The 17146-nt window shown below is 62.3% G+C and carries 16 protein-coding genes; 6 read left to right on the top strand and 10 right to left on the bottom strand.

What is annotated here, in order from left to right; genetic code table 11:
* The first annotated feature begins 209 nt into the window (after window positions 1-209).
* From J5X93_RS04955 to rlmF, 5 genes are all read left to right on the top strand, one after another.
* Window positions 210-1700, top strand: a complete 1491-nt coding sequence (locus tag J5X93_RS04955; RefSeq protein ID WP_043210717.1) for a leucyl aminopeptidase — start codon at window positions 210-212, stop codon at window positions 1698-1700.
* Between the two features lie 46 nt (window positions 1701-1746).
* The gene (locus J5X93_RS04950) at window positions 1747-2175 is read left to right on the top strand and encodes a DNA polymerase III subunit chi (protein WP_043210720.1); all 429 of its coding nucleotides are present in this window, start codon (window positions 1747-1749) and stop codon (window positions 2173-2175) included.
* A 5-nt stretch (window positions 2176-2180) separates the two neighbouring features.
* On the top strand, window positions 2181-2549 hold the full coding sequence (locus J5X93_RS04945; protein WP_182941708.1) for a DNA polymerase III subunit chi: 369 nt from the start codon (window positions 2181-2183) through the stop codon (window positions 2547-2549).
* 200 nt (window positions 2550-2749) lie between these two features.
* The gene (locus J5X93_RS04940; RefSeq protein WP_043210725.1) at window positions 2750-5596 is read left to right on the top strand and encodes a valine--tRNA ligase; all 2847 of its coding nucleotides are present in this window, start codon (window positions 2750-2752) and stop codon (window positions 5594-5596) included.
* Window positions 5597-5703: 107 nt separating this feature from the next.
* On the top strand, window positions 5704-6642 hold the full coding sequence (gene rlmF / locus J5X93_RS04935) for a 23S rRNA (adenine(1618)-N(6))-methyltransferase RlmF (protein ID WP_102082397.1): 939 nt from the start codon (window positions 5704-5706) through the stop codon (window positions 6640-6642).
* Window positions 6643-6712: 70 nt separating this feature from the next.
* On the opposite strand, the gene J5X93_RS04930 is transcribed toward rlmF, so the two are convergent.
* Window positions 6713-6994, bottom strand: a complete 282-nt coding sequence (locus J5X93_RS04930; protein WP_043210728.1) for an HU family DNA-binding protein — start codon at window positions 6992-6994, stop codon at window positions 6713-6715.
* A 395-nt stretch (window positions 6995-7389) separates the two neighbouring features.
* Between J5X93_RS04930 and yejK the strand changes: the two genes are divergently transcribed.
* Window positions 7390-8397 (top strand): nucleoid-associated protein YejK, encoded by a 1008-nt coding sequence (gene yejK, locus J5X93_RS04925; protein ID WP_043210730.1) that lies wholly within the window; start codon window positions 7390-7392, stop codon window positions 8395-8397.
* A 31-nt stretch (window positions 8398-8428) separates the two neighbouring features.
* Here the strand turns inward: yejK and J5X93_RS04920 are convergent, their stop codons facing one another.
* From J5X93_RS04920 to J5X93_RS04880, 9 genes are all read right to left on the bottom strand, one after another.
* Window positions 8429-8740 (bottom strand): GIY-YIG nuclease family protein, encoded by a 312-nt coding sequence (locus J5X93_RS04920; RefSeq protein ID WP_052352455.1) that lies wholly within the window; start codon window positions 8738-8740, stop codon window positions 8429-8431.
* A gap of 54 nt (window positions 8741-8794) precedes the next feature.
* Window positions 8795-9268, bottom strand: a complete 474-nt coding sequence (locus J5X93_RS04915) for a nuclear transport factor 2 family protein (protein WP_043210733.1) — start codon at window positions 9266-9268, stop codon at window positions 8795-8797.
* An 86-nt stretch (window positions 9269-9354) separates the two neighbouring features.
* Window positions 9355-10635, bottom strand: coding sequence for a CynX/NimT family MFS transporter (locus J5X93_RS04910; protein WP_250034503.1), 1281 nt, complete (start codon window positions 10633-10635; stop codon window positions 9355-9357).
* A 13-nt stretch (window positions 10636-10648) separates the two neighbouring features.
* The gene (locus J5X93_RS04905) at window positions 10649-11296 is read right to left on the bottom strand and encodes a FadR/GntR family transcriptional regulator (protein ID WP_043210736.1); all 648 of its coding nucleotides are present in this window, start codon (window positions 11294-11296) and stop codon (window positions 10649-10651) included.
* A 1004-nt stretch (window positions 11297-12300) separates the two neighbouring features.
* Window positions 12301-13344, bottom strand: coding sequence for a histidinol-phosphate transaminase (gene hisC / locus J5X93_RS04900; RefSeq protein ID WP_043213305.1), 1044 nt, complete (start codon window positions 13342-13344; stop codon window positions 12301-12303).
* Window positions 13345-13346: 2 nt separating this feature from the next.
* Complete coding sequence (gene hisD / locus J5X93_RS04895) at window positions 13347-14672, bottom strand: histidinol dehydrogenase (protein ID WP_043213303.1); 1326 nt, start codon at window positions 14670-14672, stop codon at window positions 13347-13349.
* 125 nt (window positions 14673-14797) lie between these two features.
* Complete coding sequence (hisG, locus tag J5X93_RS04890) at window positions 14798-15433, bottom strand: ATP phosphoribosyltransferase (RefSeq protein ID WP_043213301.1); 636 nt, start codon at window positions 15431-15433, stop codon at window positions 14798-14800.
* An 88-nt stretch (window positions 15434-15521) separates the two neighbouring features.
* Window positions 15522-16787, bottom strand: coding sequence for a UDP-N-acetylglucosamine 1-carboxyvinyltransferase (murA, locus tag J5X93_RS04885; RefSeq protein ID WP_043213299.1), 1266 nt, complete (start codon window positions 16785-16787; stop codon window positions 15522-15524).
* A 24-nt stretch (window positions 16788-16811) separates the two neighbouring features.
* The gene (locus J5X93_RS04880) at window positions 16812-17051 is read right to left on the bottom strand and encodes a BolA family protein (protein WP_029613593.1); all 240 of its coding nucleotides are present in this window, start codon (window positions 17049-17051) and stop codon (window positions 16812-16814) included.
* Between the last annotated feature and the right edge of the window lie 95 nt (window positions 17052-17146).

Genomic DNA, 17146 nt, shown 5'->3' with positions numbered 1-17146 from the left:
GCGAACCTCCATATAAAGTGCGCGCATTATCCTGTGATTGACCGCGCCTGTCACTTGGCCGCGCATGACGGCGCATGTCGGGGTTGTCATCCAGGTTCCCCCAGGCTCAAACTGGCAGCTTTTCAAGTGGCACGCGACCTTGCGGCCACACCTGTTTCGGGCGCTTGCACGAGACTGCGCCAACTGACAGATCATTCGGGGACCCTGACATGGAACTGGTTGTAAAAAGTGTAGCCGCCGCCTCCTTGAAAACCGCCACCTTGGTGCTGGCCGTCGGTGAAGGGCGCAAGCTCGGCGACATCGCCAAAGCCGTCGACCAGGCCAGCAATGGCGCAATCAGCGCGGTGCTCAAGCGCGGCGACCTGGCAGGCAAGCCGGGCCAGACCCTGCTGCTGCACAGCCTGCCGGGCCTGAAGGCCGAGCGCGTGCTGCTGGTCGGCAGCGGCAAGGAAGCGCTGGGGGATCGCAGCTGGCGCAAGCTGGTCGCCAGTGTCGCCGGTGTGCTCAAGGGCCTGAACGGCAGCGACGCGGTGCTGGCTCTGGATGACGTCAGCGTCACCGCCCGCGACGCCCATTACGCCAAATACCGCCTTCTGGCCGAGACCCTGCTCGATGGCGAGTACGTCTTCGACCGTTTCAAGAGCCAGAAGGCCGAGCCCCGCGCCCTCAAGAAAGTCACCCTGCTGACCGACAAGCCCGGCCAGGCTGAAGTCGAGCGCGCCGTGAAGCACGCCAGCGCCATCGCCTCGGGCATGTCCTTCACCCGCGACCTGGGCAACCTGCCGCCGAACCTGTGCCACCCGACGTTCCTCGCCGAACAGGCCAAGGAGCTGGGCAAGGCGCACAAAAACCTCAAGGTCGAGGTGCTGGACGAGAAAAAGATCAAGGACCTGGGCATGGGCGCGTTCTACGCCGTTGGCCAGGGCAGCGACCAGCCGCCACGGCTGATCGTGCTCAACTACCAGGGCGGCAAGAAGAGCGAAAAACCGTTCGTGCTGGTCGGCAAGGGCATCACCTTCGACACCGGCGGCATCAGCCTCAAGCCTGGCGCCGGCATGGATGAAATGAAGTACGACATGTGTGGTGCGGCCAGTGTCTTCGGCACCCTGCGCGCCGTGCTGCAGCTGCAGCTGCCGATCAACCTGGTGTGCCTGCTGGCTTGCGCCGAGAACATGCCCAGCGGCGGCGCCACGCGCCCGGGCGACATCGTCACCACCATGAGCGGCCAGACCGTCGAGATCCTCAACACCGACGCCGAAGGCCGTCTGGTGCTGTGCGACACCCTGACCTACGCCGAACGCTTCAAACCTCAGGCAGTGATCGACATCGCTACCCTGACCGGCGCCTGCATCGTCGCCCTGGGCAGCCATACCTCGGGGCTGATGGGCAACAACGACGAACTGGTCGGCCAACTGCTCGACGCCGGCAAGCGCGCCGACGACCGTGCCTGGCAACTGCCGCTGTTCGATGAGTACCAAGAGCAGTTGGACAGCCCGTTCGCCGACATCGCCAACATCGGTGGCCCCAAGGCTGGCACCATCACCGCAGGCTGCTTCCTGTCGCGCTTCGCCAAAGCTTATAACTGGGCGCATCTGGACGTTGCCGGCACCGCCTGGATCAGCGGCGGCAAGGACAAAGGCGCCTCGGGCCGCCCGGTCCCGCTGCTGACCCAATATCTGCTCGATCGCGCCAACGCCTGATGCCACAAGGCCGGTGGTGCCCGCGCTGCCGGCCGGTTGACCGAACATGAGCAAAGTCGATTTCTATATCCTGCCCACCGATGCGTTGTCGGCGCGCCTGGATTTCGCCTGCAAGCTGTGCGAAAAGGCCTGGCGCCTGGGCCATCGGGTCTATCTGCACTGTCAGGACGCCGAGCAGCGCAACGCGCTGGACGAGCGCCTGTGGCACTTCAAGGGCGAGGCCTTCGTCCCGCACGACCCTGCCGAAGCCAACGCCGAAGCAGCAGTAGCCCTGGGGCTGGGTGATGACGCCGGCACCCACCGCGACCTGTTGATCAACCTCGGCGCCGAGGTACCGGGGTTCGTCGGCCAGTTCGAACGGGTTGCCGAGATCGTCGTCGAGGAGCCGGGCATTCGCCAGGCTGCGCGAGAACGATTCCGTTTCTACCGCGAACAGGGCTATGCTCTGCAAGACCACCGCTTACAGCGACTTTGACGACGATGGACAAGCACTCTCCCCTGCCCGATTCCGCTCATCTGCTCGACGACCTAGAGTCGATCCGCCAGTTGCTGGGCGATGCCGATCTGCAACCGCCCCTGCTGACCGAAACGGTGGAGCAGATTCCCCTGCTGCTCGACGAGCCAGCAGGCAACACCTCGCCGGTGGCCGAGCCTCTCTCGGTCGCAACCACCGAAGACGATCCGCAGACCCGCCGCCAGGACACCCTCCTGCACCTTGAAGCCGACCTTCGCGCCGCTGCCCAACAGATCATGCAAGACGTGATCAACGACTTCACCCCGCACATCGAGAACGAGATCAAACGACGCCTCGATGCACGCATGGAACGTCTGCTCAAGCGCTCCGAATAAACGCCGCTTTTCTTTGCGGGCAAACCCGTCACTACCGGTACACCGCCGCGCTCAAGGCGCGCACGAGGTCCGTGGGAGCAGGTTTGTCCACAAAGAAGACACCGTTGCGCCTACAGATATCAGCAGCTTGTCGCCTGCGGCCCCTGGCTTGGTTATACTTCCCGGCTTTCCCGAATTAATGCCATAGGGTCCCGCCGCGCATGGATAAGACCTACCAGCCGCACGCCATCGAAACTTCCTGGTACAACACTTGGGAGTCCGAGAACTATTTCGCCCCGCAAGGTGCAGGCGAGTCCTACACCATCATGATCCCGCCGCCGAACGTGACCGGCAGCCTGCACATGGGCCACGGCTTCAACAACGCGATCATGGACGCCCTGATCCGCTTCCGCCGCATGCAGGGCCGCAACACCCTGTGGCAGCCAGGCACCGACCACGCCGGTATCGCCACCCAGATGCTGGTGGAGCGCCAGCTCGAGGCCAAGGGCCAGAACCGTCATGACCTGGGCCGCGAGAAGTTCCTGGAGAAGGTCTGGGAGTGGAAGGATCAGTCCGGCGGCAACATCAGCCGCCAGATTCGCCGCCTGGGCTCGTCGGTCGACTGGACCCGCGAACGGTTCACCATGGACGACGGTCTGTCCGAAGCGGTCAAGGAAGCCTTCGTGCGCCTGCATGAAGACGGCCTGATCTACCGTGGCAAGCGCCTGGTCAACTGGGACACCAAGCTGCATACCGCCATTTCCGACCTCGAAGTGGAAAACCACGACGAGAAAGGCCACCTGTGGAACCTGCGCTACCCACTGGCCGATGGCGCCAAGACCGCCGAAGGCAAGGACCACTTGGTCGTTGCCACCACCCGTCCGGAAACCTTACTGGGTGACGCGGCCGTTGCCGTGAACCCGAACGACGAGCGCTACCAGGCCCTGATCGGCAAGTTCGTCGAGCTGCCGCTGGTCGGCCGCCGCATCCCGATCATCGCCGACGATTACTGCGATCCGGAGTTCGGCACCGGCTGCGTGAAAATCACCCCGGCCCACGACTTCAACGACTATGAAGTCGGCAAGCGCCACAACCTGCCACTGCTGAACATCTTCGACAAGAACGCCCTGGTGCTGGCAAGCGCCCAGGCCTTCAACCTCGACGGCAGCGTCAACGAGCAGATCGACACCAGCCTGCCGGCCCAGTACGCAGGCCTGGACCGCTTCGTCGCGCGCAAGCAGATCGTCGCCGACCTGGACGCCCAGGGCCTGCTGGTCAGCATCGACGACCACGCCCTGAAGGTACCCAAGGGCGACCGTTCTGGCACGGTCATCGAGCCGTGGCTGACCGACCAGTGGTACGTCTCTACCAAGCCGCTGGCAGAACCTGCCATCGCCGCCGTGGAAGACGGCCGCATTCAGTTCGTGCCCAAGCAGTACGAAAACATGTACTTCTCCTGGATGCGTGATATCCAGGACTGGTGTATCAGCCGCCAGCTGTGGTGGGGGCACCGCATCCCGGCCTGGTACGACGAAGCCGGCCAGGTCTATGTCGGTCGCAGCGAAGAAGAAGTCCGTGCCAAGCACAACCTGGGCGCCGACGTGGCGCTGCGCCAGGACGAGGACGTCCTCGACACCTGGTTCAGTTCGGGCCTGTGGACCTTCTCCACCTTGGGCTGGCCGGAGCAGACCGAGTTCCTCAAGAAGTTCCACTCCACCGATGTGCTGGTCACCGGTTTCGACATCATCTTCTTCTGGGTTGCGCGCATGATCATGCTGACCATGCACCTGATCAAGAACGAAGATGGCACCCCGCAGGTACCGTTCAAGACCGTGTACGTCCACGGCCTTGTACGTGACGGCCAGGGCCAGAAGATGTCCAAGTCCAAGGGCAACGTCCTCGATCCACTGGACATCGTCGACGGCATCACCCTTGAGGCCCTGCTGGAAAAACGCACCAGCGGCATGATGCAGCCCAAGCTCGCCGAAAAGATCGCCAAGCAGACCAAGGCCGAGTTCCCCGAAGGCATCGCCAGCTACGGCACCGACGCCCTGCGCTTCACCTTCTGCTCGCTGGCTTCCACCGGCCGCGACATCAAGTTCGACATGGGCCGCGTCGAGGGTTATCGCAACTTCTGCAACAAGATCTGGAACGCCGCCCGCTACGTGCTGGACAAAGGCGAGGATTGCGGCCAGAACGGCGAGGCCTACGAACTGTCGCTGGCCGATCGCTGGATCATCTCGCAGCTGCAGCGCACCGAAGCCGAGGTGACCCGCCAGCTCGAGCAGTTCCGCTTCGACCTGGCCAGCCAGGCCTTGTACGAGTTCATCTGGAACCAGTACTGCGACTGGTATCTGGAGCTGTCCAAGCCGGTACTGTGGGACGAGAATGCCCCGGTCGAGCGCGCCCGCGGCACTCGCCGGACCTTGGTTCGCGTGCTGGAAGTCGCCTTGCGCCTGGCACACCCGTTCATGCCGTTCATCACCGAAGAAATCTGGCAGCGCATCGCGCCGCTGGCCGGTATCGAAGGCAAGACCATCATGCTGCAACCTTGGCCTGTGGCCAATGAAAGCCGCATCGACACCGCCGCCGAAGGCGATATCGAGTGGCTGCAGCAACTGATGGTAGGTCTGCGCAACATTCGCGCCGAAATGAACATCGGCCCTGGCAAGCCGCTGCCGCTGTTCCTCAAGAACGCCAATGCGCACGACCAGCGTCGCCTGCAGGAGAACGAGGCGCTGCTCAAGAAGCTGGCCAAGGTCGAGTCGTTCACCGTGCTCGGCGAGCAGGACGAAGCACCGCTGTCGGCCACCGCACTGGTGGGTGACTTGCAGGTACTGGTGCCGATGGCCGGCCTGATCGACAAGGACGCGGAACTGGCACGCCTGAGCAAGGAAATCCAGCGTCTGCAAGGCGAAGTCCAGCGCGTAGGCGGCAAGCTGTCCAATGCCGCGTTCGTCGACAAGGCCCCGCCTGCCGTGATCGAAAAAGAACGCGCCAAGCTGGCCGAGTCCGAACAGGCCCTGGCCAACTTGACAGAGCAACATGCGCGGATCGCGGCACTGTAACAGCCGCAGACCTCAGTGATGCCCTCGCGGGACAAGCCCGCTCCCACAGATCAACGACGATCATGTGGGAGTGGGCTTGTCCCGCGATGCTTTTGAGATTTCACCCCATGAATCAAAAACCCACCCTGCACCCGCGCAATCGCCATCAGGGCCGCTACGATTTCCCCAGCCTGATCAAAGCCCATCCTGAGCTGGGCAAATTCACCATTACCAACCCCTATGGCAAGCCGAGCATCGACTTCGCCAATCCCGAAGCGGTACGGGTCTTCAACCGCGCTTTGCTCAAGGCCCAATACGGCATCCAACACTGGGACATCCCGGCCGACTACCTGTGCCCGCCCATCCCTGGACGGGCCGACTACATCCATGTGCTGGCCGACTTGCTGGCCGAGGATTGCGGCGGCGAGATCCCCCGAGGCGTACAGGTGCGCGCGCTGGACATCGGCGTCGGTGCCAACTGCATCTACCCGCTGCTTGGCCACAGCGACTACCGCTGGCGTTTCGTGGGTTCGGACATCGACGCGGTGGCCCTGGCATCGGCCCGGACCATCGTCCAGGCCAACGGCCTGGGCAAGGTCATCTCCTTGCGCCAGCAAGCCAACCGCAAGCACATCCTCACCGGCCTGCTGCAGGATGACGAGCGTTTCGAGGTCACCCTGTGCAACCCGCCGTTCCATGCCTCCCGCGACGAAGCCACCCGCGGTAGCCAGCGCAAATGGAAGAACCTTGGCAAACAGGATCCCAAGCGCAAGCTGCCAGTGCTCAATTTCGGCGGGCAGAACAACGAGCTGTGGTGCGAGGGCGGAGAGATCCGCTTCGTCACCCAGTTGGTGGAAGAGAGCGTGCAGTACGCCGGCCAGGTGCTGTGGTTCACCAGCCTGGTATCCAAGGCCAGCAACTTGCCCGGTATCGAGGCGGCGCTGAGGAAGGCAGGCGTGAAGGCACAACAGGTAGTGGCCATGGGGCAAGGCCAGAAACAGAGCCGCATGGTAGCCTGGAGCTTCCAAGACGCCGCCGCGCGCCAAGCCTGGCATCGCTCACGCTGATACCCCTTTCGCGGGCATGAAAAAACCGCGCCCGGACAAGCCGGGCGCGGTTTTTTCAAAGCTTCAACAATTACTTGTTGACGGCGTCGTTCAGGACCTTGGCAGGTACGAACTTGACGACTTTCTTGGCAGCGATTTCGATGGCAGCGCCAGTCGAAGGGTTGCGGCCGGTACGGGCAGGACGCTCGGAGACTTTCAGCTTGCCGATGCCTGGCAGGGTGATTTCAGCGCCGTTTTCCAGTTGGTCGGCGACGATCTGGCCCAGTTGCTCCAGGGCGTTACGCGCGGTGGTTTTCGGCGCGTCGATGGCTTCGGCGATATCGGCAATCAGTTGGTCTTTGGTCAATGCCATGGTGGTGTTCCTTCCCTATCAAATTCAGTGGTTATGCAGCGTGCCAGGTCGGTAATCGGGCCAGCCCCTGAAAAATCCGGCGGGCCGCGCCAATCGCGTATGTAGATACGAAAATCGGCGTTTGGTTCGACACGAGCCCAGCGATCTGCCAGCAATGCGCCACCCAAGGGGCGCAAGACCGCGCAAAGCTACCACAGGAATAGATAAATATCCGCTGCCGACTTCGATTTTATGCAGGTTTTTCGGGGCTTTTATCGTAAAACGCAAAAAATTGAACAAAAAACGAACAACAGACATTTACGCCACTATCTGACCACTGCATCGCCCTCTGCCTGGGTTAAACTGCACGACTTTGCAGCGCGGCCTAGCACCGCCCAACCCCGCTCGAGATTTCCATGCCAATCCGTCATTGCATCGTTCACCTGATCGACAAGAAACCCGATGGCAGCCCAGCAGTCCTGCATGCCCGAGACTCCGAACTCGGCGCTTCCGACGCCATCGAAAACCTGCTGGCCGACCTCAACGACAGCTACAACGCCAAGCAAGGCAAGGCCTGGGGGTTCTTCCACAGCGAATCGGGGGCCTACCCCTTCAGCGGCTGGCTCAAGCAGTACCTGGATGAAGAAAAAGACTTCACCGCCTTCAGCCGCATCGCTGTAGAGCACCTGCAAAAGCTGATGGAAGAATCCAACCTGTCCACCGGCGGCCATATCCTGTTCGCCCATTACCAGCAAGGCATGACCGAGTACCTGGCCATCGCCCTGCTGCACCACAGCGAAGGCGTGGCTGTGAACGCCGAGCTCGATGTCACCCCGTCGCGTCACCTCGACCTCGGCCAGTTGCACCTGGCGGCGCGGGTCAACTTGTCGGAGTGGAAGAACAACCAGAACTCCAAGCAGTACATCTCGTTCATCAAGGGCAAGAATGGCAAGAAGGTGTCGGACTACTTCCGCGACTTCATCGGTTGCCAGGAAGGTGTCGACGGCCCAGGTGAGACCCGTACCCTGCTCAAGGCCTTCAGCGACTTCGTCGAAAGCGAGGACCTGCCCGAGGAGGCCGCCCGCGAAAAGACCCAGACCTTGGTCGACTACGCCACCACTCAGACCAAACTCGGTGAGCCGGTGACACTGGAAGAATTGTCCAGCCTGATCGATGAAGATCGACCCAAGGCCTTCTACGACCACATTCGCAACAAGGATTACGGCCTGTCGCCGGAGATTCCTGCGGATAAACGCACCCTCAACCAGTTCCGCCGTTTCACCGGCCGCGCCGAAGGCCTGTCGATCAGCTTCGAGGCCCACTTGCTGGGATCGAAGGTGGAATATGACGAAGAAGCCGGCACCTTGATCATCAAGGGCCTGCCGACCCAACTGGTCGATCAGCTCAAGCGGCGCAAGGATTGAGCATAGCCGGGGCTGCAGCGCAGCCCCTCATCTAGCCTTCGGTACCTGCATAGGCTGCCACCAGCGCTTCCTTGGCCGATTTGCGCAGCTTTTTCACCAACCGCTCCTGACGCAGTGCCTCGCCTTTGTCCGGCCACTGCTCCATATATACCAGCGCCTGGGCCGGGCTGGTCTTGAAGTAACGCGCCCCCTGCCCCCTCTGATGCTTCAGGAACCGCCGCTGTGGGTCATCACTGATACCGCAATACAGCGAACCGTTGGCAGCCCGCACCAGATAGACATACCAGGGTTTCACATCCCCGCCCGGAGGTTTTTCACTCGGAGCATCCACTCTTTGCGTCATTAATTTGAAACCCAAAGCCCCACTACACCTAACACGAAAATGAACAGCCCGTGGCTATACCGCGCTTTGCTGGTATGTCCGCAACCCCTTGAACGCTTGCTGGCGAACTTTGTTCTGCAGCAACGGCGACCAGCCCAGCAGCAAACCCGGCAGGCCCAAGGCCTGACGCGACCAGCGCCACAGGTCGAAACTGTCGTCATGCTGGCAAATCAGCCCATCGCGGATCACGAAGCGGGCCTGTATGTCGTTGACCACGGTGCGCCCGGTCTGGGTGAACAGATAGCGCGCCACCCAGTGCGCATTCCCCCCGTCCTGATTGGCGCTGACGCTGTCGAAGGTCAGGGAGAAATTTTTGGCACGGCTGGTCAGCATCCGCCACATGTCACCCACCTCACGGCGTCGCAAGGTACCGAAGACAGGGTCACTGAAGGTGATGTCATCGCTGTAGCAAGCCACCATCGCCTCGGCGTCCAGGCGCTGGAAGGCTTGGTAGAAACGTGTGATCAGCTCACGATTGGCGTCGCTCATGGGGCGGGTCCCTCCGGGGGCAAACCTCAACGATAATGTGCCCCGCATGGGAGCGCCATGCTCATTCGCGCCATGAATAGGCTTTGTCACACCTTCTCGCTGACCACCTGCACATGCAATGCCCGCCCAGCCCCAAGGCCGAACAGAATCGCCCCAATGCCCAGCGCCGCGAATATCCAGCCCACAGCCGTCCAGCCCCCCGTCAGGTCATGCACCAGGCCTACGGCAAACGGCCCTGCGGACGCCAACGTATAGCCGACCCCTTGCGCCATGCTCGAAAGATTCGCAGCTACATGGGAATCCTTCGAGCGCAGCACGATCAACGTCAACGCCAGGGCGAACGTACCACCCTGCCCCAGTCCGAGCACGACGGCCCAGCCCCACAGCCCTGAAACCGGTGCATACAAGCAACCGAACAACCCTGCCAGGGTGACCAGCATGACGATGACGATAGCCAGGCGCTGGTCCTTGCCTCGGGTGGCCAGCCAAGGCGCGCTGAGCGAGCTCACCAGTTGCACGATCACCGACCCGGACAACACCAACCCAGCCTCCGTAGGGCTCAGGCCTCGGCCGATGAGCATCGAGGGGAGCCAGCCAAACACGATGTAGGCCAGCGAAGACTGCAAGCCCATGTACAGCGTGACCTGCCAGGCCAGCGGATCGCGCCATAGACCGCGCACCCGATAGGCCACCTTGTGCAGGCCGTGCCCCTGGCGCGCCTGGGGCAGCCATACCACCATCGCGATCAACGCAGGCACCAGCCAGAAGCCCAAGCCCAAGGCCCAACTGTCATCGAAGTGGCGCGCCAATGGCACCGTGGCACCGGCGGCCAGAGCCGCCCCCAGGCACAAGGCCATGGTATAGACACCGGTCAGGGTACCGGCATGCTGTGGGAAGTCCCGTTTGACGATGCCCGGAAGCAACACGCCGATGATGCCGATGCTCGCGCCGGCCATGACACTGCCCAGAAACACGCCGGTCACCCCCAGGACACTGCGTACCCAAATACCCAGCGCCAAGGTCAGCAGAATGCCCAGCACCACCCGCTCACTGCCAAAGCGTCGAGCCAGGACCGGTGCCAATGGAGCGAACAGGCCAAGACACAGCACCGGCAAAGTCGTCAGCAGGCCCGCCTGGGACGCGTTCAGCCCTAGTCCCTCCGATACTTGGCCCAGTACCGGCGCCATGCTCGACAGCGCAGGACGCAGGTTCAGTGCCACCAGTACCAAGCCAAGCAACAGCAACCATGGCCGCTGCAGCACTACAGGCTGCTGCTGGACCTGCTCGTCGTCGGCTTCGGCGTCGATCAGCAGTTCTTCGAATTCCTGCTGGCGATGAGCAGTTTCGTGAATGGTGGGTTCGGCCATGGGCGTCTCATTGTCAGGATTCAATTAGGGTACGGCTCAAGTGCTTGGCACGTTCCGGATCACATTGTTCGATGGCATCGACGATCTGACCGTGCAGGTCGAATACCGTCTGGCACCGGGGGGTGGTCGCCATGTTGTGCTCCAACGCCGCTGCCACAACGCCGGAAAAGTAACGGTAGAGCTCGCTCAACGCAGGGTTGTGGGCGGCGTCCACTAACTGCTGGTGAAAGACCAAGTCACACTCAACGTAAGTCTTTATATCGCCATGAAAATGCGCAGCAGTGTTCTGCAAAGCCTGGCGCAGGCGGTGTATATCCGCTTCGGTGCGGCGCTGGGCGGCCAGGCCGATCGCTTCGGTTTCCAGAATACGGCGAGTTTCCCGGGCCTGTTCCGACGTGCAGCGGGCCATGGCCTGGACCGCCTGGAGCGGGTCTTGGGCGGTGCGCAGGTAACTACCATCGCCTTGGCGGATCTCGACCAGGCCGCTGAAGGCGAGCACGCGCATGGCTTCACGAACGGTGTTGCGGCTGATGCCTAGTTCGTGGGCGAGTTCGGGTTCAGTGGGCAGGCGTTGGCCGATGGACCAGATACCGCTGGTGATGCGGGTGCGGAGTTGGTCGACGGCTTGTTCAACTAGGGAGCGTTTGATGAGTAGGGTCATGGGTAGATCCGGTCATCGGATGAATTTTTAGTAAGATAGCTGGGTGGTGGGGGTGGGGCAAGGTTTTGGGCTAGGGCTAGGGCTTGGGCTTGGGCTTTCAGGCTGTGTGAATATCCGGTGTTGGTGGGGGCGCCACCGGCGCTTTTCGCCTTTACGGCGACCTACTTTTGCTCTTGGGCAAAAGTAGGCAAAAACCGCTGGCTCCCACATGCGGCCCCTGCGCTGCGCTCCGGGGTTCCCTCCGCTCCGGTACCTTTCGGGACTTCGCGGCCTCCGGTTTGCTGCGCAAACCTCCATCTCGCGACTTCGGCTCAAGCCGAAGGGCGCTGCGCGCCTGCCCCTACAGACACCTCCACTCGGCCTCCTGAGGTCGCGATGGGTGGTGTCTGGACTATCGCGCATCAAAAGCAACGGCAACGGCAACGGCAACGGCAACGGCAACGGCAACGGCAAACAAGTTAATTGTTTGGGTGTTTGTTCCGGCCTATTTGCGGGTAGGAGCGGCGGTTCGGCGCCCCGGTTTACCCGCGAATGGCCCAAAAGCTCACCACAAAAACCATTGAATAAAACAACGCCAGTCCAGGCACCGCCCGTAACTTGCGCCCCATCAGCAGGCCGAGCGGAGGTGTCTGTAGGGGCAGGCGCGTAGCGCCCTTCGGCGTAGCCGAAGTCGCGAGATGGAGGCTGGCGCAGCCAGCCGGAGGCCGCGAGGCCCCGTAAGACACCGCAGCGAGGGAACCCGGTGCGAAGCGCCGGGCCGGATGCAGGGGCGCGCGGCTTTTGGTTACTTTTGGCCAAGACCAAAAGTGACCCACCGTAAAGGCGGAAAGGTGATTAACCGTCGACAAATAAAACGGATAAGCCCACAAACCTCAAAACCCACAACCAACAACCAACAACCAACAACCAACAACCAACATAAGGGCGAACAGGTGATCAGTGTCAGCACATCAACGGATAACTCCACGCCCGTCGAACCACCAACCACCCATCCACCTACTCACTCACAGCGCATCAAGCAACGCCTGGTTCTGCTCCGGTGTCCCGATGGTAATCCGAAGGAACTGCGCAATCCGCTCTTGCTTGAAGTGCCGCACGATCACCCCTTGCTCGCGCAAGCGCGCCGCCACCTGGGCAGCGTCCCGCTCAGGGTGCCGTGCAAAGATGAAGTTGGCCGCCGAAGGCAGCACTTCAAAACCGCGCGCCGTCAATTGCTCGACCAACGCCTCACGGCTCTCGATCACCTTGTGGCAGGTCTGGTCAAAGTAGGCTCGGTCTTCGAACGCTGCCGCCGCGCCCACGATCGCCATGCGGTCGAGCGGGTAGGAGTTGAAGCTGTTCTTGATCCGCTCCAGCGCCTCGATCAGCGCAGGATGCCCCACCGCCAGGCCGACCCGCAGGCCCGCCAGGGAGCGCGACTTGGACAGGGTCTGGGTCACCAGCAGGTTATCGTAGCGGTCCACCAGGCTGATGGCGGTCTCGCCGCCGAAATCGATATAGGCTTCATCCACCACCACCACCGAGTCACGGTTGGCCTGCAGCAGTTGCTCGATCGCCTGCAACGGCAACAGGCAACCGGTCGGTGCGTTGGGGTTGGGGAAGATGATGCCGGCGTTGGGCTTCTTATAGTCCTCGATGCGGATCTGGAATTGCTCATCCAGCGCCACCTGCTCGAATGCGATTCCGTAAAGGCCGCAGTAGACCGGGTAGAAGCTGTAGCTGATGTCCGGGAACAACAGCGGCGCATCATGCTGGAACAAGCCGTGGAAGATGTGCGCCAACACTTCATCCGAGCCGTTGCCGACGAACACTTGCTGGGCAGTGACGCCATAGTAGTCGGCGACCGCCTGCTTGAGCCGATCACCGTTCGGATCCGGGTACAGGCGCAGGTTGTCGTTCAGCTCGCCTTGCATGGCCTCCAAGGCCTTGGGCGACGGGCCGTAGGGGTTCTCGTTGGTATTGAGCTTGACCAGGCGGGTCAGCTTGGGTTGCTCCCCCGGTACGTAAGGCACCAGGTCCTTGACGAAGGGGCTCCAGAAACGGCTCATGTTCAGTTCCCCTTGCTTTCGGTGAGGATGCGGTATTCGGCACTGCGGGCGTGGGCGGTCAGCGATTCGCCGCGCGCCAGGACCGATGCCGTGTGGCCCAGCTCGGAAGCGGCCTGCTCCGAGCAGAAGATGATCGACGAACGCTTCTGGAAGTCATACACGCCCAACGGCGAGGAGAAGCGCGCGGTGCCGGAGGTCGGCAGCACGTGGTTGGGGCCGGCGCAGTAGTCGCCCAAGGCTTCGCTGGTGTGGCGCCCCATGAAGATCGCGCCCGCATGACGGATCTGCGGCAACCATGCCTGCGGATCGGCGACCGAAAGCTCCAAGTGCTCGGGAGCAATGCGGTTCGCAACGTCCATGGCCTGTTGCATGTCGCGAACCTGGATCAGCGCGCCACGACCATTGATCGATTTCTCGATGATCTCGGCCCGCTCCATGGTCGGCAACAGCTTGGCGATACTGGCCGCCACGCGATCGAGGAAGGCGGCGTCAGGGCTGACGAGAATCGCCTGGGCATCCTCGTCGTGCTCAGCCTGGGAGAACAGGTCCATGGCAATCCAGTCCGGGTCGGTCTGGCCGTCGCAGACAACGAGAATCTCCGACGGACCGGCGATCATGTCGATGCCAACCTGGCCGAACACGTGGCGCTTGGCAGTGGCTACGTAGATGTTGCCCGGACCGACGATCTTGTCCACCTGGGGCACGCTCTCGGTCCCGTAGGCCAGGGCCGCAACGGCTTGGGCGCCACCGATGGTGAAGACGCGATCGACGCCTGCGATGCACGCGGCGGCCAGCACCAGTTCGTTGACCTCCCCGCGTGGGGTCGGCACCACCATCACCACTTCGGACACACCGGCGACTTTGGCCGGGATGGCGTTCATCAGCACCGACGATGGGTACGAGGCCTTGCCGCCCGGCACGTACAGGCCGGCGCGGTCCAGCGGCGTGACTTTCTGGCCGAGCACGGTGCCATCGGCCTCGGTGTATTGCCAGGAATCCTGCTTCTGCCGCTCGTGGTAGCTACGCACTCGGCTGGCGGCGATCTCCAAAGCTTCGCGCTGGGTGGGCGTGATGCGGGTCAATGCCAGCTCCAGGCGTTCACGGCCTAGGATCAGGTCGTCGATACCCTTGGCCTCGACGCCATCGAAACGCTGGGTGAACTCGACCAACGCGGCATCGCCCCGCTCGCGGACAGCCTTGATGATGTCGAGCACGCGCTGATTGACCGCGTCATCGGACACGCTTTCCCAGCTCAGCAGATGATCCAGATGTCGGGCGAAATCCGGATCAGCGGCATTGAGACGGGCAATTGCAGTGGACACGGTCATGACGAGGGCCTCGTTTTATTAGCGAATGCTCAGGCGCCCTAGGCTACCAGTCCATCCGCGCGGGCACCCGAGAAAAATGGCTATGACGCGGATAGACGGACGCGACAGAAAGTCGCGTGCGAAGGTCAGCCGCGGTGTCGCGATTCGACGGCTTGGCGCAGGGTGTCGATCAAGCTCTGAATGCGGGCATGCTGCATTTTCATGGAGGCTTTGTTGACCACCAGGCGCGAGCTGATGGTTGCGATCAGCTCCTGGGGTTCCAGACCGTTGGCACGCAGCGTGTTGCCGGTGTCGACCACGTCGATGATCTTGTCGGCCAGGCCGATCAGAGGTGCCAGCTCCATGGAACCGTACAGCTTGATGATGTCGACCTGACGGCCCTGCTCGGCGTAATAGCGCTTGGCTACATTGACGAACTTGGTAGCCACGCGCAGACGCCCCTTGGGTTCCGGCGCGCCAACCGCCCCGGCGGTCATCAGCTTGCAGCGGGCAATCTGCAGGTCCAGCGGCTCGTACAGACCCTGACCGCCGTATTCCATCAACACGTCCTTGCCGGCCACACCGAGGTCAGCGGCCCCATGCTCGACATAAGTCGGCACGTCGGTGGCGCGCACGATCAGCAGGCGCACATCGTCCTGGGTCGTCGGGATGATCAGCTTGCGGCTCTTGTCCGGATTCTCGGTCGGCACGATACCGGCCTCGGCCAGCAATGGCAGGGTATCGTCGAGGATTCGGCCCTTGGATAGCGCGATGGTCAACATGGGAAACGTCGGTCCTTAAGCGGCTACAGCCGACCGGGCAAGCGCCCGGCCGCGTGGAATTCGGTGGCGCATCCCTGCGCCGAACAGACTAGCCCGGTACGCGGCGGATCTTCGCCCCGAGCATCTGCAGTTTTTCCTCGATGCACTCGTAACCACGGTCGATGTGGTAGATGCGGTCGATCAGGGTATCGCCCTCGGCGACCAAGGCCGACAGCACCAGGCTGGCCGAAGCCCGCAGGTCCGTAGCCATGACCGGTGCACCCTTGAGCGCCTTGACCCCAGTCACGATGGCGGTGTTGCCTTCGACCTGGATCTGCGCACCCATGCGGTGCATTTCATAGACGTGCATGAAGCGGTTTTCGAAGATGGTCTCGATCACCGCGCCAGTGCCTTCGGCGATGGCGTTGAGCGAGATGAACTGCGCCTGCATGTCGGTCGGGAAGGCCGGGTACGGAGCAGTACGCAGGTTGACGGCCTTCGGTCGCTTGCCGTGCATGTCCAGCTCGATCCAGTCTTCGCCGGCGGTGACTTCAGCACCCGCTTCCTTGAGTTTTTCCAGTACGGCTTCAAGGATGGTCGGATCGGTGTCCTTGACCTTCACGCGACCGCCGGTGACGGCAGCGGCGACCAGGTAGGTGCCGGTCTCGATACGGTCGGGCATCACGCGGTAGGTGGCCGAGTGCAGGCGTTCGACGCCATCGATGGTGATGGTGTCGGTGCCGGCGCCTTGGATCTTGGCGCCCATCGCGATCAGGAAGTTGGCCAGGTCGACCACTTCAGGCTCGCGGGCGGCGTTCTGCAGCACACTGCGGCCCTTGGCCAGGGCAGCAGCCATCATGATGTTCTCGGTACCGGTCACGCTGACGGTGTCGAAGAAGAAGTGCGCACCACGCAGGCCGCCTTCAGGCGCCTTGGCCTTGATGTAGCCACCTTCGACTTCGATCTTCGCACCCATGGCCTCGAGACCGCGGATGTGCAGGTCTACAGGGCGCGAACCGATGGCGCAACCGCCAGGCAGCGCGACTTCAGCTTCACCGAAACGGGCGACCATCGGGCCGAGCACGAGGATCGAGGCACGCATGGTCTTGACCAGCTCGTAGGGCGCAACCAGGGTCTTGATGGTGCGCGGGTCGATCTCCACCGAGAGCTTCTCGTCGATCACAGGCTCGATGCCCATGCGGCCGAACAGCTCGATCATGGTGGTGATGTCGTGCAGGTGTGGCAGGTTGCCTACGGTGACCGGGCCGTCAGCCAGCAGGGTCGCCGAAAGAATTGGCAGGGCGGCGTTCTTCGCCCCGGAAATGCGGATCTCGCCGTCGAGGCGCGCGCCGCCAGTGATAATCAGTTTGTCCATTGCAATCTCGCCGCCAACGTTGGCTCAGGTGCGCTCAGCCCAGGCTGCGCTGCTGAAAAATTTCATGGTTACCGCATGGATGCTGCCATCGGCGATCCACGGATTCAGGTGAGCATAGATCGCCTGCTGGCGCTTGACCGGGCTCTGGCCGGCCAGCTCGTCGCTGATCACGTTCAACTGGAAGTTGCAGCCTTCGCCCTCAACTTCGACCCGGGTTCCCGGCAATTTCTCTTCAAGGAAGCTTTTAACTTCTACGGCCTGCATGCTCAACCTCAATCGGCGCCCAGTGCGCGCGGGTCGGCCATCATACAAAAAAGCCCCTCGCCTGCGAAGCCCATGGTGGGGTGCGCTGACCGAGG

It is taken from the genome of Pseudomonas sp. BYT-1 (assembly GCF_023611805.1).
Lineage (GTDB): Bacteria > Pseudomonadota > Gammaproteobacteria > Pseudomonadales > Pseudomonadaceae > Aquipseudomonas > Aquipseudomonas guariconensis.
Note: the sequence above shows the minus strand (reverse complement) of the source record. Positions and strands in the feature narration are given on the sequence as shown.